Genomic DNA, 22,655 nt, shown 5'->3' with positions numbered 1-22,655 from the left:
CTTCCTTATGCAGCAAGTCCCATTTCTTGATCTAAATCAAAACATCATAATGGGTCGCAGCGTCTAATACAGCCACTAGATGTAGTGTATAAAATAAATACAAAGGCCCATATGGTGTATTTGTGGATAAGTCTGTGAGTATGCTGGGTAAGGAGAATAAAGGTGAAACCTATCGTAATCAAACGTGATGGATCAAAGGCTCCATTTGCTAGAGATAGAATTCAAGCAGCAGTGGAAAGTGCAGCCTACCATTTAACGAATGATATCGCTATCTATGCTTTAAATGTCGCTCTCGCAGTAGAGGAAAAATGCAAAGATTACGATGAGGTCGCGATCGCTGACATCCAAACGATGGTGGAAAATGAGCTGATGCAAGGTCCTTATAAAGCCCTAGCACGTTCATACATTGAATACCGTCATGACCGTGACATTGCACGTGAGAAACAGAGCGCGCTGACGAAAGAGATCGAAGGTTTGATCCAAGAGAGTAACGCGGATCTTCTTAACGAGAATGCCAACAAAGACGGTAAAGTGATCCCGACGCAACGTGACCTGCTTGCAGGTATCGTGGCTAAACACTACGCAAAAACTCATATTTTGCCACGCGATGTTGTACAAGCTCATGAAGCCGGCGATATTCATTATCACGACTTAGATTACGCACCATTCTTTCCAATGTTCAACTGCATGTTGATCGATTTGAAAGGCATGTTGACGGGTGGTTTCAAAATGGGTAACGCCGAAATTGAAACACCAAAATCCATCTCTACCGCAACCGCAGTGACCGCACAAATTATTGCTCAAGTCGCGAGCCATATTTATGGTGGCACCACCATTAACCGTATTGATGAGATTCTTGCTCCTTACGTTGCAGAAAGCTACCAGAAACACCTTAAAGTCGCGCGTGAATGGGATATTCATGATCCAGAAGCGTTTGCGAAAGCGCGTACTGAAAAAGAGTGTTACGACGCATTCCAATCTTTGGAATATGAAGTGAATACCTTGCACACCGCAAATGGTCAAACACCGTTTGTCACATTAGGTTTTGGTTTAGGGACTTCTTGGGAATCTCGTTTGATTCAAACATCGATTCTCAAAAACCGTATTGCAGGTTTGGGTAAAAACCATAAAACCGCTGTATTCCCTAAACTGGTCTTTGCAATTAAAGCAGGTCTGAACCAAAAACCGGGTGAACCTAACTACGACATCAAACAGCTTGCGCTCGATTGTGCAAGTAAACGTATGTATCCAGACATTTTGAACTACGATCGCGTGGTTGAAGTAACTGGCTCATTCAAAACTCCAATGGGCTGCCGCAGTTTCTTAAATACTTATGAAGAAAACGGCGAGTTGGTTCATGATGGCCGTAATAACCTAGGTGTGGTTAGCGTCAACTTGCCACGTATTGCTCTGAAAGCGAAAGGCGACATTAAAAAGTTCTACACCTTGCTTAACGATACGTTGAAAGTGGCTCGTCGCGCATTGGATACACGTATTGCGCGTCTAGAAAACGTGAAAGCTCGTGTTGCTCCAATTCTATATATGGAAGGCGCTTGTGGTGTCCGCCTGAAAGCGGATCAACCGATTGCAGAAATCTTCAAAAATGGTCGCGCATCGATTTCATTGGGTTACATCGGTATCCATGAAACCATCAATGCACTGTACGGTGCGAGCAACCATATTTACGACCATGATGAGCTGCGCCAAGTGGGTGTGGATATTGTGCAACGTCTGCGTGATGCTGTGGATGCTTGGAAAGAAGAAACCGGCTATGGCTTTAGTCTTTATGCCACACCAAGTGAAAACTTGTGTAACCGTTTCTGCCGCATTGATGCCAAAGAGTTTGGCGTAGTTGAAGGGGTAACTGACAAAGGTTATTACACCAATAGCTTCCACCTAGATGTGGAAAAAGAGGTGAACCCTTACGACAAGATTGATTTTGAAATGCCTTATCCACACATGTCGAACGGCGGTTTCATCTGTTACGGTGAATTCCCGAATATGCAGCGCAATATTGAAGCGCTAGAAAACGTGTGGGATTACAGCTACGAGCGCGTGCCATATTACGGTACGAACACACCAATCGATGAGTGTTATGAATGTGGTTATACCGGCGAATTTGACTGCACCAGTAAAGGCTTTGTGTGTCCTAAATGCGGTAACCACGACTCAGAAAAAGTGTCGGTTATCCGCCGTGTGTGCGGTTATTTAGGTAGCCCAGATGCTCGTCCATTCAACGTGGGTAAACAGGAAGAAGTGAAACGTCGAGTTAAACACTTATAAGCGTATGAATTACCACAAATACTATCCAATTGATGTGGTAAACGGACCGGGGACAAGGTGTACACTCTTTGTCGCCGGTTGCGAACATCAATGCCGCGGTTGTTACAACCAATCGACTTGGCGCGTAGATTCGGGTTTTCCATTCACTCAAGAGTTGGAAGACCATATCATTGAAAACCTCAATGATACTCGAATCAAACGTCGTGGCTTGTCGCTGTCTGGTGGTGATCCCCTGCATCCACAAAACCTTGATGCCGTACTTAAGTTGGTAAAAAGGGTCAAAAGTGAATGTGAGGGCAAAGACATCTGGATATGGACTGGCTACCTGCTCAGCGAGCTCACGGCAAAGCAGCAAGAGGTAGTTTCTTACGCTGATGCTTTAGTCGATGGTAAGTACATAGAGGAACTACGTGACCCAGCGCTTACGTGGCGGGGCAGTAGCAACCAAATCATTCATCAATTCAAACTGTAAAATATCTATTTGGTTTTGTGCCAAGCGATGTTAACTTGTGGGTCACTATCGTTTTTATCACAAGGTTGTGACCTACATGTTTTCTCATTTACCGACTCCCACACTCGATTCGATTATCTCTTTATCTGCTGCCTTTCGCGAAGATCCGCGTGAGCAAAAAGTCGATTTAGGCATCGGTGTCTATAAAAATAGTGACGGTGTCACTCCAATCATGCACGCTGTTCAGCAAGCGCAAGACATCGTGGTTGCAGAACAAAAAACCAAATCCTATGTTGGCCTAGCGGGTTGCGAAATTTTTAATCAAAGCATGGTGGATTTACTGCTGACCGGCACTTCTGCCTACGATCGCGTCGCGACCATTCAAACCCCTGGTGCGAGTGGTGGTTTGCGTATGTTTGCTGACCTGATTCATTTTGCACAACCTGACACAACGGTTTGGCTAACCAATCCTAGTTATGTGAACCATGCCCCAATCATGCAAGCGGCAGGGTTGAAGGTGAGATACTATGCTTACTTTAATCCACAAACCAAAACCGTTGATACTGAGGCAATGCTGGCTGATCTAGCCCAAGCGGGGAAACAAGACGTGGTGTTATTCCACGGTTGTTGCCACAACCCGACGGGCGCAGATATGGATTTTGCCGCTTGGCAGGCAGTGACTGCATTGGCTGTTAAAAATGGCTTTACTCCTTTTGTTGATGCGGCGTATCTTGGTTTTGGTGACAGCTACGAGCAAGACGCACAAGGTTTACGCTATATGGCGAACCAAGTCGACGAAATGCTGCTTACTGTCTCTTGTTCTAAAAACTTTGGTTTGTACCGTGAGCGTACCGGGGCTGCGATGGTCATCGGTAAAAACGCCCATGATGTGGCAAATGCAAAAGGCAAATTGCTTAACTTAGCTCGTGCTTCCTACACCATGCCGCCAGACCACGGTGCTGCGCTTGTCAGAACGGTGTTACATGACGACAAACTTACTGCAATTTGGAAGCAAGAGTTGAGTGAAATGCAACAACGTTTGTTAAGCCTTCGTCAAACCTTGTGTAAAGAGTTGAGAAATAAATACAATACTTCACAATTTGATTTTATCGAACAGCACAAGGGGATGTTCACCGTGCTAGGACTAACGCCAGCACAAATGACACGTCTACGTGAAGAGTTTGCTATTTACGGTGTGACTGACGGTCGTATCAATATCGCAGGTCTAACCGAAAAAGATATCCCTTATGTGGCTGAATCGATTATCAAAGTGAGTTAAGTGTTTGGCAGTCTGATTAGGTGAATGAATGAAACAACAATGGAAATTTCTGGTACCGCTTATGTTAAGTGGTGGCTTGATGGCGTGTACAACGACTTCAGGTCCAGCCCAGCAAGAAAAGCCGGTAAACGTTGATCAAACAAAATCACAACCCGCAGAAACAAAAGAAGCGGCGCCAGCAAAGACAACTAAAACTGTTATTACACCTAAGGAAGAAGGTAAAAAACTCAGTGACGGAAAACTGATCCTCGGTTCAAAAGAGTGGATTTATGTCCCGAGTTTGAAAGACAACTTCAATACTCGTATTGATACTGGAGCGGCAACCTCGTCCATCAGTGCTATCGATGTCACGCCATTTGAGCGCGATGGCAAAGATTGGGTTAAGTTCAAAATTGAACATGATGGTATCAAGAGCGAAGAAGTTAGCTTGCCTGTTGAGCGTTGGGTTCGTATTCGCCAAGCCAGCGATGAGAAAGGTCAACGTCGTCCTGTGGTCATGATGTGGGTTGAAGTAGGCGACCTAAAAGAGCAAACCGAGTTTACTCTTGCCGACCGTACGCATTTGACTTACCCATTGCTACTTGGTCGTAGTTTCTTTAAAGATATTGCAGTAGTGGATGTGAGCCGTACTTATATTCAAGGTAAGCACGAATAAGTCAGACTGAACCAATGATACTAACAATGAAAAACCGGCCAAGGCCGGTTTTTTTGTAGTCAGCAAACGTGTTTGTTCGCAAAACTAGAATCCGATGAACTATAAAACCGATCTGTAAATCCAATCGGCGAATCCAAGGTCTTTTGTTTAACTTAATAAGACAAGCCAACCAGCTCAGCCCAATAGCATCGTTGTTCCAATAGGGCGTTTGCAACAAAGAAAAAAACCAGTGGAGGGCATCCACTGGCAAAAGTCTCGGGGACTGATTGGGGGAGCCAAAGATCGGGATTGGCTCCAAACTCTACGATTTGATTATGCTTTCTTTGCTACTGCAGCAGGTTTAATCACTGAGTAAATCACGGCAGTTACTAATGTACCGATAACGATTGACAGTAGGTATAGCATTGCGTGAGAGATTGCACCTGGGATAGCAAGAACAAATAGACCACCGTGTGGTGCCATCAATTTAATGTTGAACAGCATAGATAGAGCACCTGTTACCGCACCACCAATCATACAAGATGGGATAACACGGATTGGGTCTTTCGCTGCAAATGGGATAGCACCTTCAGAGATAAAGCACAGACCAAGAACGAATGCTGCTTTACCACCTTCACGTTCGCTTGCTTCAAATTTGTTGCGAGCGATGAAAGTTGCAAGACCCATAGCTAGAGGTGGAACCATACCTGCAGCCATGATAGCGGCCATTGGTAGATATTGACTTGAAGCAAGTAGACCAACACCGAAAGTGTAAGCGGCTTTGTTTACTGGGCCACCAAGGTCGAAACACATCATTGCGCCAAGGATGATACCTAGTAATACTGCGTTCGCGTTACCCATGTTGTTTAGGAACTCAGTCATTGCGTTCATGATGCTCGCTACCGGAGTACCGATAACGTAGATCATGATAAGACCTGTCACTAAGCTTGCTACAAATGGAATGATCAGAATTGGTTTCAGAGCTTCCATGGATTGAGGCAATTTAACATGGTCAGCAAGTGCTTTTGCGGTGTAACCAGCAAGGAAACCAGCGATGATACCGCCGATAAAGCCTGAACCTAGTGAGCTTGCTAACATACCACCGATAAGACCAGGGGCAAGTCCAGGACGGTCTGCAATGGAGAATGCGATGTAACCAGCCAATACCGGGATCATAAGAGCGAACGCTGAACCACCACCGATTTTCATCAGTGCAGCAGGCAATGTGCCTTCTTGTTCAAACGCTTTGATACCGAATACGAAAGAAAGGGCGATGATCAAACCACCAGCAACCACAACTGGAAGCATGTGTGATACACCTGTCATTAGGTGTTTATAAACGCCTTTTTTCTCTTCTTTTGCTGGTTCAGAAGAAGCACCGCCAGCTTGGCTATAAGTGGTTGCAGTCGCGAAGGCTTTAGCAATCTCTTGCTCAGTTTTCTTCAGAGCTAGGCCAGTGCTGGTTTTGTAGAGTTTTTTACCAACAAAGCGATCAAGTGGAACATCAATGTCACACGCGATGATAACCACGTCTGCTTCTTTGATCTCTTCTGCTGTTAGTTGGTTTTTTGCACCTACTGAACCGCGAGTTTCCACTTTAATTTGATGACCTTGACGTTTTGCTTCATCTTCAAGCGCTTCTGCTGCCATGAAGGTGTGAGCAACGCCAGTAGGACATGCAGTAATTGCAACGATTTTCTTCGCTGCAGTGCTTGCTGCTGGAGCCGCTTGCGTAGCTACAGCTACTTTGTCTGCAGTGAGAACAGTCGCAGCTTCCACTGCTGATTTTAGGTAAGCAACCGCATCTGCAGTGCACGCAGAAATATCGCTTTGATAAACTTTTTTACCAACGAAACGAGCAGTGTCCACTGGAGTGTTTGCAGCAATCACCACAACGTCTGCAGCAGCGATGTCTGCATCAGAAAGGGTTGATTTTGCAATCACAGAAGAGTGGCATTCCACTTTTGCTGACCAGTTTAAAGATTTGGCTGCCTTTTCAAGCAATCCTGCAGCTATGATGCTGTTTGCGATGCCACTTGGGCATGCAGTAATAATGGCAATATTCATAGTGACGACCTTTGTCCTTAGTTATCAGTAAGTTCACTCACTGGTTGTAATTGGATTTCTTTTTGTAGGGCGGCTAGCTCGCTAGCACTTGTCACACCCACACCCACTTGTGTGACTGCTAACGCAGAAAGTGCGGTAGCAAAGGTGATCAGTTGTTGTTTTTCCATTTCCTGCATATGACCCCAGCACATACCAGCGACAAGTGTGTCACCTGCACCTACGGTGCTGACAACGCTCATGCGTGGTGGTTTAGCGTGAAGCCACTGGCCTTGGTTTAACCACATGGTGCCGTTAGCGCCCATGGAGACAACCACGTTCTCAATGCCTTTGTCAGCCAATTGTTTCGCTGCTGCGCGGCATTCTGCAGGAGTCGCTAGCTCACGGCCGACAAACTGAGAGAGTTCTTCATCGTTTGGTTTAATCAGCCAAGGATGAGCATCTAAGCCTGCGGCAAGGGCTGCACGACTGCTGTCAAACAACACTTTTTTACCCATAGAGTGCAATTTTTCAATCCAAGACGCACATAGGCTTGGAGAAACACCTACAGGTAGACTGCCTGCCAATACGAAGAATTCGTGATCTTGTGCTAGACGTAGCAAAGTACGTTCGAACACTTCGATATCTTCAGGAGTCACTTTAATTCCTGGGAAGTTGATGTCACTTACTTCACCGTTTTCTTCTACCAATTTTACGTTGATACGAGTTGAGCCGTGGATACGAACGAATTCGTCTTTTGCGCCCATTTCTTCAAACAGTTGGCAGAACATCTCTTGGTTATCACGGCCAAGGAAACCCGTTACGGTCACTTCAGCACCTAGATCGCTCAGTACTTTCGCTACGTTTACGCCTTTACCCGCGGCGTGAAGGTTACTTTCCTTCACTAGGCTAACAGAACCCACGTTGAGCGTTTCAAGGCTACCGGTTAGGTCGAGTGCTGGGTTTAATGTAATAGTGACGACTTTTTTCGTCATGAGAGGCACTCCTTAGTTTTCGCCTAGACCAGCTTCAATCGCTGCACCGATAGCGGCTAATGCTTCTGCAGCATCAGGGCCTTCTGCAGTAAATTGCAGTTGGTGACCTTGTTTAACGCCTAGGGCGATCACTTTCATCAGGCTCTTCGCGTTTGCTGATTTGCCGTCACCATCAAGGTTAACCACTTTGATGTTAGATTCGAATTTCTTCGCTTCAGCCACCAAGCACGCACCTGGACGAGCGTGTAGACCATGAGGGTTTTTGATTTTGAACACAGCGGTATTACCAGATGCAGCTTCACCAGCCGCTGCAGGTGCTTCTTCGCCGTTCAGTAGAGCAACCACTGCCGCTGCTGAATCTGCAGAGATAAGAGTTTCTTGCTCTTGTTTGAACACGATATTCGCTAGGTTACCAAGCAGAGCTTGGTGCGCAGCATTACACGCTGCTACAGCGATAAGTGCTTTGTAATCTTGAGAGGCATCCGCTGCAGAAACAAATGAGACGCCAGTACGTGTTACGCCTTTATTGCTGCTCACTAACCACAAACCTTTACCCAGGTTGGTTGGCTCTTTAGATACCACATCCGCAACGAATTCGCTCGAAACGCTGCCTTTGTTTTTCAGTAGGCCAGCGGCAACCGCGCTAAGTTGAATTAGGTCAGTTGCTGGGAATTTAACTTGCACTAATGATGCGTCGAAATCGGCTTCGAACTGCACGTCACCGTTTAAGATAGCGATGATGTCACTTTCAGATTTTGCGTCTTTAAGGCTAGCTTCTACGCCGTCCGCAGAAAGGACTTTAGTCAGCTGTTTTAAGATGCCCAAGTGTTCATCAGATTTCGCTGCAATACCGATTGCAACGTAAACTGTATTACCGTCACCCCAGTTCACACCGTTAGGGAAGTGGTGTACAGCAACACCCGTTTGTTTCACTAAGTCACGAGTGTCTGTAGTGCCATGAGGGATAGCAATGCCATTACCTAAGAAAGTTGAATTTTGACCTTCACGGTTCAGCATTCCTTCTACGTAGCCTTGCTCAACGAGACCTTTAGCAGTTAGGTCAGCAGCGATGGCTCGGATTGCATCTAACTTGTTAGGCTGAGCCTGACCAAGTTTGATGTCTTGAGTAGATAGTTGCAGCATGTTTGCCCCTTTTTTCGGCCTATTGGCCAATTGTTGTTACCGTTTTTCTATTGTAACGGTATTAGGTTTACACTCTTATGATAGTAGCTGAATCGTTTCAGCTTAATCCCAAAAAAATTCAGCAAAACCACTTCAAAGAAATTTTAAAGCTCAATTCGCCATATAAGATTTAGCTTATAAAGGCCCAATATGCGAACTGTGTGTGACTTTGCTGACTATTTTCAGCTGTCATACTGAATCGATTCAGCATATAATTCAACATCAACAAGGAATGTGTGTTTATTTCTATGATCAGCCGCACATAAAACGAGAAGACGAGATGACGTTAGATGAAATCGCCAAGTTGGCCGGGGTATCCAAAACAACCGCAAGTTATGTGATTAATGGGAAAGCCCACAAGTATCGCATCAGTGAAAAGACCCAAAAGAAAGTCATGGAAGTCGTGGAGCAATTTAACTACCGTCCCGACCATGCAGCTTCGGCTCTGCGTGCTGGTAACAGCCGCTCTTTTGGTCTCATCATCCCAGATCTAGAAAACACCAGTTACGCTCGACTGGCTAAGTTGCTGGAACAAAACTCTCGTCAAGCGGGCTATCAAATCTTGATCGCGTGTTCAGACGATAATCCAGAGACGGAAAAATCGGTGGCAGATACCTTAATTGGTCGCCGTATTGATGCCTTGTTTGTCGCAAGCACTATGCCCAATGCCAGCGAGTTTTATCTCCAACTACAACAGTCGGGAACCCCTGTTATTGCGATTGACCGTCCATTAGATGATGAGTTTTTTGCGTGTGTGATCAGTGAAGATTTCAATGCGGCATTTGAACTGACCGATTCGGTACTGTTTGCGGATGTGAGAAGTGTGGGTTTGGTTGGCGCATTACCTGATCTGAGTATTTCACAAGAGCGACAAATGGGCTTTGAATCTGCGGTTAAGCAAAAGGGCATTACCCCTTTATTGGGCTATGGTGAGCATTTCCATCGCGATGATGGCCGACATGTTTTTCAATCATGGATTGATAAAGGTTGCGTGCCCGATGCAGTGGTATCGACCTCTTATACCTTGTTAGAAGGGATTTTGGATGTCTTACTTGAAAACCCAGACATCATGAAGAAAATTCGCTTAGCCACTTTTGGTGATAATCGCTTGTTGAATTTCTTGCCGATTAAAATTAACTCTTTGCCGCAGCAGTTTGAATTGATTGCCGACAGCGCATTGGAATTGGCATTAAATGCCTCTGCAAAACGATATCAAACGGGGATTGAACTGATTCCAAGAAAGCTCAATGTGCGTATTTAACTCCTTATATTAATTAAGGGCTTATCCGGTTTTACCCATTTTTTGTCCGCCGTTCAGACATTTTTTGTCACACGTCATGGTTTTGGGATTGTTTCGTCGCAAGGTTAATACAAAATGAGTACTATTCGATGTGGCTAGAAAGAAGAACATAAAACAGGACAGGAATGAAGTTTCTCCATACTTCTGATTGGCACTTAGGTCGCCAATTTCACAATGTGTCATTAATTGAAGATCAAGACGTCGTCTTACAACAAATAGTGAATTACGTTCGTCAGCACCCCGTCGATGCGATTGTGGTGGCTGGCGATATTTACGATCGTTCAGTCCCACCCACTCAGGCTATTTTGCTGCTCAATCGGGTTTTGACCGAGCTCTGTCAAACACTCAATACTCCTGTCATCATGATTCCCGGTAACCATGACGGTGCCGCGCGCTTGGGGTTTGGCGCCGAGCAGATGCGCGCGTCTGGTTTAAATATCATCAGCGATTTTGCGCAGATGCTTGAACCTGTCATCGTTACCACTGAGGATGCCGGAGAAGTGGCATTTTATGGCATGCCATACAGTGACCCAGAACAAGTACGGCATGAGTTGCAAGTAGCAGTGAGCACCCATGACGAAGCGCATCAGCATTTGTGTCAATTGATCACTGAAAAGTTTGATATGTCACAACGTCACGTTTTGATTAGCCACTGTTTTGTTGATGGAGCGATGGAATCTGAATCCGAGCGACCATTGTCGATAGGGGGGGCAGATCGTGTCAATCACCAACATTTTCTTCCCTTTGATTATGTGGCGTTAGGTCATCTTCACCAGCCACAATTTAAAGGCGCTGAACATATTCGTTACTCTGGCTCTTTGATGAAATACAGCTTTTCTGAACAGCATCAGAAAAAGGGGATGTATCTTGTCGAGCTCAATCACGATGGCTTTGTCGCGAGCACGTTTATCCCGTTGCAGGCTCCTCATGAGATGCGCATCATCGAAGGTGAGTTACACACTATTATCGCCAATGCTAAAGACGATCCGCGCCGCGATGACTACCTTTTAGTGCGTTTAACTGACACGCATGCCATCTTAGATCCCATGGATAAGCTTCGCAGTGTTTATCCTAATGTGCTGCATCTGGAGAAACCGGGAATGTTGATTGGTGTGGATCAAGAGATGCGTAGTCAACGTCTTAAACGCAGCGAATTTGATATGTTTAAAGATTTTTTCCAAGAAACGCATCAAGCGCCTCTGACCTCCGCTCAAGAGCAGGCGGTCATTGAGGTTATCCAAGCCTTGAAACAAGGGGAGGAACAGTAACCGTGCGTCCAATTAAACTGTCTATACAAGCCTTTGGGCCTTTTGCTAGCCAAGAAGTGGTGCACTTTGATGAGTTTGGTGTAGCGCCGCTCTTTTTGATCAATGGTCCAACGGGCGCGGGTAAAAGCTCGATTCTGGATGCGATTTGTTATGCACTTTATGGTGAAACGACAGGTAATGAACGCTCTGGTGACCAGATGCGCTGTGATTATGCTGATCCTGAATTGGTCACTGAAACCTCATTTGAGTTCGCAATAGGTGATAAACGTTACAACGTGACTCGTTCTCCCGATCAAGAAGTACCTAAGAAAAGAGGAGAGGGTTTCACTCGAAAAACGCATGCGGTGACTTTGCTTGAATTAAAAACAGATGGCACGGAACAGTTACTGGCGAATAAACCCTCTCCAGTAAAAAAAGCCATCGAGGAGCTCCTTGGCTTAGAAGCGAGTCAATTTCGTCAAGTCATGGTGCTGCCTCAAGGACGTTTTCGAGAATTGTTGCTGGCCAACTCTAAAGATCGCGAAGCGATATTTGGGCAACTGTTTCAGACGCAAATTTACACCCAAATTGAAAAAGCCCTGTTTGAGAAAGCGGCGGGCATTCGCCGTGAAAAAGAGCAGTTCGATCAGCAGATCAAAGGGGCATTGGATGTCGCTTCATTAGACAATGAAGCCGAGCTCAAACAGCAGCTTGAGGAGTTAGCCCCTCAGGTCGCTTTGAGTGAACAAGCGTATCAAGCTCAGCAGAAAACGCGCGATGAACTCAAACAGCAGTTGGTGCAAATGCAGCAACTGGCTGCAAAATTCACGCAGCGTGACATCCTCAACCAAGAGCGTTTGGGATTAGCTCAGCAACAACAACAGATCGCAGCGCAAAAAGTGCAGGTGGCACGTGCACTGCAAGCCGCTCAGCTCACCGCTCCTTATCATCAGTTGCAATCGGCTCAAGCACAGCTAAATAGTGTCCAAGATAAGCTGGTTCAAACCAAGGATGCGCTCCAAGCCAGTGAAGCTGCTTGTCTCAAAGCAGAGCAAGCAGCCAAAGAAGCACAGCAACATGCCAAGGTGATTCCAGATAGGAATAAAGCCCTATTTGAAGCGCAGACGATTGAAAAAAATCTGCGGATGATTGCAGAACATCAAGCTCAGCGTTTAAACGCTGATGAGCTGGTGGCTAAGGCCAAAGAGCAGCGTGTGGTGTTGGAAAGTCGTATTACTAATGGCGAGACTCACGTAAAAGAGAAACGTGCTGAGTTGGATGCCATGACGGCGCAGGTTGCCCAAATTGATGGTAAGCAGTGGCAACTCAATGCCTTGCTGCAACAGATTGAACTACGAAACAAAGAGCTAGCACTGCACAAGCAACAGCAGATGTGGTTAGGTAAACAGCGTCAAGCGCAAGATGAGCTTACTCAAGCTAAAGCTAAGACGGATCAGAGCCGTACCGTAGCCAATCAACTGGAACTGCAATGGCATCAAAATCAAGCCGCTTTGCTTGCTGCGACTTTGGAAGCAGAGATGCCTTGCCCAGTGTGTGGCAGTCATACTCATCCACATCCGGCACAACCTCAAGGTGACGTTGTCACTAAAGATCAAGTTGACCAAGCAAGACAAAAGCAGCAGCACGATTACGACCGTGAAGTGGCAACCAATACGAAATTGCAGAAGATAACTCAAGAGTTAGCACATCTCAGCCAAGATGAGCAGGAGTTGGCTAATCAGTTAGAAAAAGTACCTGTACTTGAAGAGCTCAATGCTGCCAAGTTAGAGTTAGAAAAACAGTTAACTCAACTGAGAGCGTTAAACCCAGCACAGCACAGTGAGATGCTGATTAAAGCTGAGCAAAAATTGGCGGCGTTACGTGAAGAACATAATAAGCAGCTTGCGGTGATTGAATCTGCTCAGCAGCAGCAAACCCGTTTACTGGCTGAATTAGAATCTTTGAGTCAGTCTTTAGTGCCAGAGCTTGATAGTCTCGATAAGGTCTTGGCGCATAAAGCAGCCTTAGAACAGGAAATTGTCCAGCTCACTCAGAAGGAACAAAACGCGCAGCAAGCTTGGGTTAGCGCGCAAAATCAGTTAACCGCGATACGCTCGACCTTACAGTCACTTTCTGAACAGCAACAGCAGTGGCACAATGAATATTCGTCTGCAGAGCAGCTGTGGCAGAGTGCGTTAAAGAGCAGTCCATTCGCGACGCTTGAAGAATTTCAACAAGCGCAGCTTGATCATCAAGTTCGAGAACAAATTCAAGCGACCATTACGCACCATGAAGCACAGATGGCGCGCTTACAAGGCCAGTTGGATGCCTTAGACAAAGAGTTGCGCGATCAAGCAAAACCGGAAATGGCGGGTGTCGAGCAACAATTGGCAGAATGTCAAATCGCGGTTAATCATGCTTTCGAGCAGTTTACAGCCTCTAAGTCTAAGTTAGACAATCTCAACCAAGTCGCACAAAAGTTACAACGGTTATACAGCAAAAACGCTGTACTTGAAGAGCAGTATCAAGTCGTTGGTACGCTAAGTGATATTGCCAACGGTAGAACCGGGGCAAAAGTGAGCTTGCACCGTTTTGTGTTAGGGGTGTTACTAGATGACGTGCTTATACAAGCCTCGCAACGTTTGCAACGGATGAGTAAAGGGCGTTATGTCCTGCGGCGCAAACAAGAAAGAGCGAAAGGTAATACTGGCTCAGGCTTAGATCTGATGGTCGAAGATGGTTACACCAGTAAATGGCGTGACGTAGCCACATTATCCGGTGGTGAATCATTTATGGCGGCTTTGTCATTGGCATTGGGTGTTTCGGATGTCGTGCAATCCTATAGTGGCGGAGTGCGGCTCGACACACTGTTTATTGACGAGGGATTTGGTAGCCTTGACCCTGAGTCGTTAGATTTGGCGATTCAAACACTTATCGATTTACAACAAGGGGGAAGAACCATAGGTATCATCTCCCATGTCACAGAATTAAAAGAACAAATTCCGCTGCGTTTGGATGTTATGCCAACTCGCAAGGGCAGCTCAGTCGCACTGCATAAATAGCGCAAATAAAAATATAACGGCTTTAAAAAATCAAAATATGACCTCCGAATACGGAGGCAATTATATCGATATAGTTTAAGTAGATAACCATGAAAATGATGTCAGGTTGGTGAGATTACATGGACGTAATCAAAAAAGTGTATCAGTATGCGGAGCCCAATTTAACCATTGTGGGATGGCTCGGAGCCATCGGATATCCGCTCTATTTCATCTTGTGGGAATACATTTTCCCGCAACCTTACGAATCATTACCTTTGCGTATTATTGCAGGGGGACTTTTCGTTGGGATGGCGCTGCGTGAAAGGATGCCTAAGCATTGGCAGCCTCGCTTACCTTATTTCTATTTTGCTACCTGCTTGCTCTGTTTACCGTTCTTTTTTGGTTACTTGTTACTGATGAATGAGTGGTCGACCGTTTGGGCCATGTCTTTTATGGCGCAAATCTTTTTACATATCTTGCTGGTTAATGAACCTAAAGTCATGATCTTCCAGTCGATTACGGGAGTCTGTTTAGCCTACCTCGCCGTGTATGTGTTTGATGGTCAGCCGCAGCATCTTGAAGTGCAGTGGGTCTATCTGCCTATTTTTGTTTTCACTTATGTGTTTGGTAATTTATTCAACTTTCGTAACCGTATTACCCATGAAGCGAAAGTGTCGATTGCGCGCTCTTTTGGTGCTGGTATCGCCCATGAAATGCGTAATCCTTTCAGTGCGCTAAAATCGTCGATTGATTTGCTCAAAACCATGGTACCAGAGGATCGTGGTGACAAAACCACATCAACGGTGATTTCGGCCAATGAAGTGGCGATAGTCAATGAGATACTCACTAATGCCAGTGAAGTCATTCGCGCGGGTAATGAAACGATTGATCTATTGCTGACCTCTATCGATCAAAACCGCATTGCGGCTAAAACCTTTAAAAAATACGATGCAACAACGGTGGTGCAGCGTAGCCTTGATTCTTTTGCTTATAAACGGCCGGAAGATCGCAAGGCAGTAAGTTATCATGTCAGCCATGATTTTGAGTTCTTTGGCAGTGACACCTTGCTGCAATTTACCCTCTATAACCTCCTCAAAAACGCGTTTTATTACCAAAATAGCGAACATTTTCACATCAATATTGAGCTCAAACGCCAAGGCAATATGAATGTGATTACCGTGCGCGATAATGGTGTAGGGATTGAGTCACACTTGCTCGAAGAAGTGTTTAAAGACTTCTACACCTTCGGTAAAAAACACGGTTATGGGCTTGGTTTACCATTTTGTCGCAAGGTGATGAAATCCTTCGGTGGCAATATTTACTGTAGCTCGGTGTTTGGAGAGTGGACTGAGTTTACGCTCTGTTTTCCTCCTTATGACTCAGACAAAATTGAGTTGATGAAAAGTGAACTGCTGCGATCCAAAAATGTGTTGTACGTTGGTCGTCCCGGCTTATTTACTCGCGTATTAGAACAACAAGCCTTTTATAAACAGTTTCATTTGCATGTGGCATCGCTACAAGAACTGTTACTTGATGTTCGCAATGATTTTGAAAGCGATTTAGTGATTGTTGATCTCGAGCAGATTGGTATTGAATGGGACAAGCTTGAGCTATTCAATTCGCGACTTAATTTCGGCCAGAGCAAAATCGCTTATCTTTATGACAGCAATCATTTTTACCCGATTGATATCTCTTCGAAGGCCAATGTTTTTCCCCTAGAGTATCGCGTATTACAACTCGATACTGACCATATTATTGACCTGCTACTGTTTGATTCAAAAGAAACCATCACGGCACAAACGCTCGCGATTGCCAATGAGATGTATGAGGAACACGAGCAAGAAGAGCCGATAGTGGATGCTGGTTCGAAACGGGTGTTGATTGTGGATGACAACCACTCGTTGCGAGCGATTACGGTGCTGTTACTGCGAAAAATGGGCTTTGATGTGTTGGAAGCGCGCGATGGTAAACATGCCATTGAAGTGTTGGATCGTAACGATGTCGACCTTGTACTAATGGACATTGAGATGCCGATTATGGATGGTTTAGAAGCAACGCAAGCGATTCGTCTGTCCAATAAGCGCTACCGCCAAGTTCCTATTGTTGGTTACACAGGGGATAACAGCCTAAAAACCATACATGATGTGCATGCCGCTGGTATGGATGACCATATGACAAAACCTGCGGAGAAAGAGGTACTGCTCAATACCATCTTGCGCTGGGCGTAGCTATTTGATTGAAGAGCAATATGAGCGACCGATAAAACCCAGTCAATACAAAGGCAATCTGATAAAGATTGCCTTTATTTATTGTATTCAGCTTATGGTTACTTGGATATACGGTATTTAACTTACCGTTTTAGCATCAGTGAGTTTTTGTTCGTGATGTTTCTTTTCTCCAAAATAGGCGTAAGCGAACAAGAAAATCGCCATGATGCAGGAAGCGGTTAGTAGCGTAAAACCGCCATTCCAACCGAAATGATCCACGGTGTAACCCAAAATAGCATTTGCAGCAACAGCGCCACCAAGATAACCGAAAAGACCGGTTAAGCCAGCGGCAGTGCCCGCGGCTTTTTTCGGTGCTAGCTCCAAAGCATATAATCCAATCAGCATGACTGGTCCATAGATCAAAAATCCAATGGCGACCAAAGCTGCCATGTCGATACCAGGGTTTCCTACGGGGTTAAACCAGTAAACCAACACCGCTAACGTAACGAGCACCATAAATAAAATGCCTGCGGGGGCTCGACGGCCTTTGAACCATTTATCTGAAATCCACCCACATAGCAGCGTCCCAGGAATCCCCGCCCATTCATATAAGAAATAAGCCCATGAGGATTTATCAACAGTAAAGCTTTTTGCTTCCGACAGATAAGTGGGTGCCCAATCGAGAACGCCATAGCGAATTAAATAGACAAACGCATTAGCGACTGCAATTGACCATAGCAATTTGTTATTGAGTATGTATTTAACAAAAATGTCTTTGGTCGAAATTTCCTTTTCATTTTCTGGACTGTAATTATCAGGATAATCCTCTTTGTACTCTTCAATGGAAGGTAATCCGCACGATTGAGGTGTATCGCGTAATGTCAGCCAAATAAACAGTGCGACGATAACGGCAAAGAAAGCGGGGACATAAAATGCGGTATGCCAGTCATCATTAAATAGCCACAGTCCCAGTAAGAAAATCGGACCTATTAAGCCACCACCGATATTGTGGGCAACGTTCCATACAGAGACTAAACTGCCGCGCTCTTTGCGAGACCACCAGTGAACCATAGTTCTGCCACACGCTGGCCATCCCATTCCTTGAAACCAACCATTGAGAAAAAGCAGCACAAACATAATACCGACACTGCTCGTTGTCCATGGCATAAAGCCAAAGCAGAACATCACCAGTGCAGACATTAGTAGGCCAACGCTCAAAAAATATCGGGGGTTAGAACGATCGGAGACACTGCCCATCAAGAATTTTGATAAGCCATAAGCGATTGAGACAGCAGAGAGAGCAACGCCTAATTCTCCTCGAGTAAAGCCTTGTTCAATAAGAAAGGGCATTGCGAGACTAAAATTTTTACGTACAAGGTAATATCCCGCATAACCAAAGAAAATCCCAAAAAATAATTGCCACCTGAGCCTTTTATAAGTGGGATCAATTTTGTCTATTGGTAGACGCGCTATGTGAGCCTTAGGTTTGAAAATACTGTACATTCATTCACCCTTGTTGTTTGTATGTTATAAATATTGCGAAAAATGCTCGAACGAAACCAGTATGTCAGCTGAATGAAATGAAAATGAGAGTTTGCTTGGTTTTCTTTATTTTTGAGAAGGAAATAATTTATTTCTGCAATCGCGTTAACATGCAGATTAATCATTGGATTTAGGACTAACTATTGAGATAAATATCGTTACAAAAAGATGACAGTTCAATTATGCGCGTATTGCGTATGCTCATTTCTTTTTTCGAATTCTCTTTGATAACGATAAAGTGAGCATTTGGGGAAACAGGGCGGTTGAATTGAGAGAGTGAAAAGATACTGATTTTAAGCGGGGAAATAAAAACGCTGCTCAAAGAGCAGCGTTGTTAAATTATGAAGACTTAATTGTCAATCGAGCAATCTTATTGCGCAGGCGTCACCGGCGCTTGAGTTGCCGCTGAATCTTGCTGTGGCAAATCTTGTTGCTGCAATTTTTCTTTCTTCAAAGTACGGTGTAGCAATTGGCTGTAGATAGGTTGTCCGCCAAGCATCTGCGCGAAGATCACTGCACCTAGACAAGTAATGATCAACGGTAGAATCAAGTAGTAGTTATTGGTCATTTCAATTACCAGCAAAATGCCGGTCACTGGTGCACGCACGGTTGCGGCAAATAAAGCGCCCATACCTGCGATAGCAAACATGCCTGGTTCAATATCAAGTCCTGGGAAGAAACTGTGTGCAATAAGGCCGAAAGCGTAGCCAAATAGCGTACCGAGCGCCAACATTGGGGCGAAGATACCGCCAGGCGCGCCAGAACCAAAACAACACAAAGTGGTAAAAATACGACCTAAAAATAGCAGTAATAGAATGCCAGCAGCATAACCACCGTTGGTGATGGTTGGAATCAGAGAAATACCGCCACCCGTTAACTCTGGAATGTAAAGTAGCGTTAGACCAAAACAGCCACCGATGAAACCACCAATCAGCAAATAACGTTTACGGTCATTGCGGTGCAATTTAGCGAAGAAGTCTTGAGCACGAGTCACTAGGTTATTAAAAACAACCCCGAAGATACCAAACAAGATCCCCAGTAACAGGAATAAACCCAAAGAGACAAGTTCGGGTGCGTGGTACTGCGGCATTTTAATCACAGCCGCTTGGCCATTGATCATGCGAAAAATAATATTGGAAGTCACAGAAGAGATAATGACGGCCTTGATTGATATGAGCGTATAGCGAAATTGAGGACGCATCTCTTCAACCACAAACATGATACCCGCTAAAGGCGCATTAAATGCAGCAGATAGACCGCCAGCTGCACCCGCTGCCAATAAAGAGTGACGAGTATCCTCGTTTTTCACGCGGAAGATATCTGACACCATACGTCCAATCGCACCGCCCATCTGAACAGTTGGACCTTCACGGCCCAGAACCATCCCCGAACCTAGTGCACCCATCCCGCCGAAAAATTTCACTGGCAATACACGCCACCAGCGCACTGGACGCATACCATCCATTGCCCCTTCGATTTCTGGAATACCAGAACCAGCTGCTTCAGGACAGAAACGGTGTACCAAGTAATAACCAATGACAGCCAAGAGGGCACTGATAATAAAAGCAGCGAGACCTAAAGGCAGAAAATTAGCTAAGTGGTTTGATAACCATTGAGTGCGGCTTTCTGATACAAGGCTCACCGCATGCTCAAAATAGGTCCCTACAAAACCGGACAATACACCGACCATCACTGACATCAGCAGGACAGAAAGCGGAGCTTTATCGATAGAGAGAAATTGGTTAATGGTATCTTTGGGAACTTTAGAAAGTAAACTATGTGTTAATTTCTCTCTGGCGGTCATTTGAGATGGGCCCTCTAGGGTTGGCATATGTGAAAAAAGAGTTAAACAGCGAGGATTATACGCTGGATTACAATGAACCATACCTACATAACTGCAATGTTGAATTTCATATATGGAGAAATTTTACTTAATGGCAATCAGTTACGGGATCTAGTTATCATTTTGACTACCATTATCGGGGTTATCGGTGAGGCTGCATTGCTTTTGATCAAAATTAATTGATGACTTCAAATTAATTTTAAATAACGAAAAGGCATGAGGTAATTGATGTGCCACGCAGGTTCGCTAATGCATGATTAAGCGCTTGCTAAACTAGGCTATTCAATAAAACGCTAAGGCTATGTTGGTAAAGGAATTGAATTTCTATATACTCGCGCCAAAAGGAGTACGCCATGACTAAAAAAATTCCAACCAACATTATCACTGGTTTTTTAGGCGTAGGTAAAACAACAACCATACTTAACCTACTCAAACATAAACCCGATGATGAAAAATGGGCCGTGCTGGTCAACGAATTTGGTGAAATCGGTATTGACGGTGCCATGATGTCAGATCAGGGAGCTGTGATTAAAGAAGTGCAGGGTGGCTGTATGTGCTGTTCTGCGGGTGTGCCGATGTCCGTCGCCATCACCGCTTTATTGCGTCAAAAACCGGATCGTCTGCTGATTGAACCGACTGGATTAGGCCACCCCAAAGAAGTGGTGGCAACGCTGATCTCCGATCAATACGCTCCTTACGTGGATCTGAAAGCAACGATCACCTTGGTGGACCCACGTAATTTGCGTAACAGCAAGTACACAGAAAATCGCAACTTTAATGATCAACTTGCGTGCGGTGATGTGATTGCTGCAACCAAGATCGATCTTTCCACAGAAGAAGATTTGGATGCGTTCAGTGCTTGGATTGCTGCGCAGCAACCGGCCAAATTGGCAGCACTTCAATTGCTTAACGGTAACCTAGATTATACGGTGCTGGATATCGCACGTGAGTCTGACGGTGCATCGGGTCATATTGAAGCGCATCACCATGAACACGCAAGCCAAGAACCACAATTTGAACTTGCTCCTGGGGATGCGTTCCTACGCCGCGAAAACCGTGGGCAAGGCTATTTTAGCTGCGGTTGGTTATTTGGCGCAGAATATCGTTTTCAGTTTGATGACCTGTTCTCACTGTTTAGTGATCTGACCGCTGAGCGTATCAAGGCGGTTGTCAATACAGAGCGCGGCTGTTACGCCTTTAACGTCGCCGACGGTGTGGTGTCGGTGTTCGAAATGAGCCTAGAAGGGTTTGAATCGCGGATTGAAGTGATTGATTCCCAGTTAATGCCTTGGGATGAATTGGAAAAAATTCTGCTTAAACTGTCTGGCATTCTCGTTCCATTCCAATGGACGCTTAAAACGCCAACCTCAGATAAGTAATGCTCAATCAACACATGCTTGTTTAAATACATAAGCCCCGAACTTCGGGGCTTATTTTTATACCAAGAAAGATTAACGCTTATTACGCAAATAACGTTTACGACGCTCTTCTTTGCGTTTGGCTTTCTCTTCCGCTTTGATTGCTTCGTCTTGTTCTACCTGAATCAGTTCATCGGTGATCATCTCAGGACGCTCTAAGGTGATCTGACCCAGCACACCCTGACGCAGCTCATGCAGGAGAATTTCAGAGGCTTTATGCAGATCGACGCGACCACCGGAGCGCAGTGCACCGCGCTTACGACCAATCTCTTCCATCCATTCAACATCGGATGCCGGGGCTTCTTCAATTTGATAACGTTCCATCAACCGTTCACGGTAGTATTCAGCAAGAAATTCAACGGTATAAAATGCCACTTCGTCGTATTCCATCGCCGTGTCTTTAATCGCTCCCGTTGCGGCTAAACGAAAACCGCTGTGCGGGTTTTCTACTTTAGGCCATAAAATTCCCGGGGTGTCTGATAACACGATACCGTTTTGTAGGTTGATGCGTTGTTGTTGGCGTGTGACGGCTGGTTGGTTACCGGTTTGCGCAATAGCACGGCCAGCTAATGTGTTGATGATGGTCGATTTCCCAACGTTAGGAATGCCCATGATCATGGTGCGAATGTTTTTGCCGATCTCTTCGCGATTAGGTGCAAGCTTACGACACAGATCGAGGATCTTATGCACTTCTTGCGGCTGCGATGTCGTGATCGCCATCGCCTTAACCCCTTGCTCTTTCTCTAAATGATCAATCCACAGTTGCGTGGCTTCAGGATCGGCAAGGTCACGCTTATTGAGCACTTTAACGACCGGTTTATCACCGCGCAGTTGTGAAATCAGAGGGTTCTCACTACTAAACGGAATACGCGCATCCAAGACTTCAATAATGACATCGATTTGTGGAATGACTTCTTCGATCTCTTTACGGGCTTTGTGCATGTGGCCCGGAAACCATTGGATTTTATTGCTAATCATTAAAATGGAAACCTTTTTAGTTTTGCTAATAGGACTGTAGCAAAGGGGCGATGAAACCATACTTAAATGAAATCGCTTAATTCGGCATTAACGCTTATTGTGCTAATGCGGTTTCGCTACAGAAAATAAACGCCTGATTCTACCATTGATTCACTCACAACGGAAAATTTGATCGGGTCGGTTAGAGAATAAATTCAGGTACAGCAGTGGTC

The 22,655-nt window shown here is 45.2% G+C and carries 15 protein-coding genes; 9 read left to right on the top strand and 6 right to left on the bottom strand.

The features are described 5' to 3' along the window. Positions 1-162: 162 nt before the first annotated feature. The 4 genes from nrdD to OCV11_RS21215 all read left to right on the top strand — a co-directional run bounded on the left by nrdD (position 163) and on the right by OCV11_RS21215 (position 4,668). Positions 163-2,283, top strand: coding sequence for an anaerobic ribonucleoside-triphosphate reductase (gene nrdD / locus OCV11_RS21230; RefSeq protein WP_261896414.1), 2,121 nt, complete (start codon positions 163-165; stop codon positions 2,281-2,283). 4 nt (positions 2,284-2,287) lie between these two features. Beyond that, positions 2,288-2,755 carry an anaerobic ribonucleoside-triphosphate reductase-activating protein gene (gene nrdG, locus OCV11_RS21225; protein ID WP_261896413.1) on the top strand — a complete coding sequence of 156 codons (468 nt, stop codon included), beginning with the start codon at positions 2,288-2,290 and terminating at the stop codon, positions 2,753-2,755. Positions 2,756-2,831: 76 nt separating this feature from the next. Further along, the gene (locus tag OCV11_RS21220; protein WP_261896412.1) at positions 2,832-4,013 is read left to right on the top strand and encodes an amino acid aminotransferase; all 1,182 of its coding nucleotides are present in this window, start codon (positions 2,832-2,834) and stop codon (positions 4,011-4,013) included. Positions 4,014-4,041: 28 nt separating this feature from the next. Beyond that, positions 4,042-4,668: an ATP-dependent zinc protease family protein gene (locus tag OCV11_RS21215; RefSeq protein ID WP_261896411.1), complete on the top strand. Its 627-nt coding sequence runs from the start codon at positions 4,042-4,044 to the stop codon at positions 4,666-4,668. Positions 4,669-4,980: 312 nt separating this feature from the next. Here OCV11_RS21215 and fruA read toward each other — a convergent pair whose 3' ends face one another. From fruA to fruB, 3 genes are read right to left on the bottom strand one after another with little or no spacing between them, the layout of a single operon-like run. Next, the gene (gene fruA / locus OCV11_RS21210) at positions 4,981-6,714 is read right to left on the bottom strand and encodes a PTS fructose transporter subunit IIBC (RefSeq protein ID WP_261896410.1); all 1,734 of its coding nucleotides are present in this window, start codon (positions 6,712-6,714) and stop codon (positions 4,981-4,983) included. Positions 6,715-6,731: 17 nt separating this feature from the next. Further along, on the bottom strand, positions 6,732-7,685 hold the full coding sequence (gene pfkB / locus OCV11_RS21205; protein WP_261896409.1) for a 1-phosphofructokinase: 954 nt from the start codon (positions 7,683-7,685) through the stop codon (positions 6,732-6,734). 12 nt (positions 7,686-7,697) lie between these two features. Further along, positions 7,698-8,828: a fused PTS fructose transporter subunit IIA/HPr protein gene (gene fruB / locus OCV11_RS21200; RefSeq protein WP_261896408.1), complete on the bottom strand. Its 1,131-nt coding sequence runs from the start codon at positions 8,826-8,828 to the stop codon at positions 7,698-7,700. 319 nt (positions 8,829-9,147) lie between these two features. Here fruB and cra point away from each other — a divergent pair, with 319 nt between their 5' ends. The 4 genes from cra to OCV11_RS21180 all read left to right on the top strand — a co-directional run bounded on the left by cra (position 9,148) and on the right by OCV11_RS21180 (position 16,683). Then, on the top strand, positions 9,148-10,128 hold the full coding sequence (cra, locus tag OCV11_RS21195) for a catabolite repressor/activator (protein WP_261896407.1): 981 nt from the start codon (positions 9,148-9,150) through the stop codon (positions 10,126-10,128). Positions 10,129-10,292: 164 nt separating this feature from the next. Continuing rightward, the gene (locus OCV11_RS21190; protein WP_261896406.1) at positions 10,293-11,435 is read left to right on the top strand and encodes an exonuclease SbcCD subunit D; all 1,143 of its coding nucleotides are present in this window, start codon (positions 10,293-10,295) and stop codon (positions 11,433-11,435) included. A 2-nt stretch (positions 11,436-11,437) separates the two neighbouring features. Then, positions 11,438-14,476, top strand: coding sequence for an AAA family ATPase (locus OCV11_RS21185; protein WP_261896405.1), 3,039 nt, complete (start codon positions 11,438-11,440; stop codon positions 14,474-14,476). Between the two features lie 119 nt (positions 14,477-14,595). Next, on the top strand, positions 14,596-16,683 hold the full coding sequence (locus tag OCV11_RS21180) for an ATP-binding response regulator (RefSeq protein ID WP_261896404.1): 2,088 nt from the start codon (positions 14,596-14,598) through the stop codon (positions 16,681-16,683). A 117-nt stretch (positions 16,684-16,800) separates the two neighbouring features. On the opposite strand, the gene glpT is transcribed toward OCV11_RS21180, so the two are convergent. Next, the gene (glpT, locus tag OCV11_RS21175) at positions 16,801-18,165 is read right to left on the bottom strand and encodes a glycerol-3-phosphate transporter (RefSeq protein ID WP_261896403.1); all 1,365 of its coding nucleotides are present in this window, start codon (positions 18,163-18,165) and stop codon (positions 16,801-16,803) included. Positions 18,166-18,574: 409 nt separating this feature from the next. Beyond that, entirely contained in the window at positions 18,575-20,008 is a 1,434-nt protein-coding gene (clcA, locus tag OCV11_RS21170) for a H(+)/Cl(-) exchange transporter ClcA (protein WP_261896402.1), read from the bottom strand. A 392-nt stretch (positions 20,009-20,400) separates the two neighbouring features. Between clcA and OCV11_RS21165 the strand changes: the two genes are divergently transcribed. Further along, the gene (locus OCV11_RS21165) at positions 20,401-21,426 is read left to right on the top strand and encodes a CobW family GTP-binding protein (protein ID WP_261896401.1); all 1,026 of its coding nucleotides are present in this window, start codon (positions 20,401-20,403) and stop codon (positions 21,424-21,426) included. Between the two features lie 72 nt (positions 21,427-21,498). Here the strand turns inward: OCV11_RS21165 and ylqF are convergent, their stop codons facing one another. Then, positions 21,499-22,443, bottom strand: coding sequence for a ribosome biogenesis GTPase YlqF (gene ylqF, locus OCV11_RS21160; RefSeq protein ID WP_261896400.1), 945 nt, complete (start codon positions 22,441-22,443; stop codon positions 21,499-21,501). Between the last annotated feature and the right edge of the window lie 212 nt (positions 22,444-22,655).

Origin of the sequence: Vibrio porteresiae DSM 19223, assembly GCF_024347055.1 — a bacterium.
In the GTDB taxonomy this organism is placed as follows: Bacteria; Pseudomonadota; Gammaproteobacteria; order Enterobacterales; family Vibrionaceae; genus Vibrio; species Vibrio porteresiae.
This window is presented reverse-complemented; position numbering and strand designations above follow the sequence as displayed.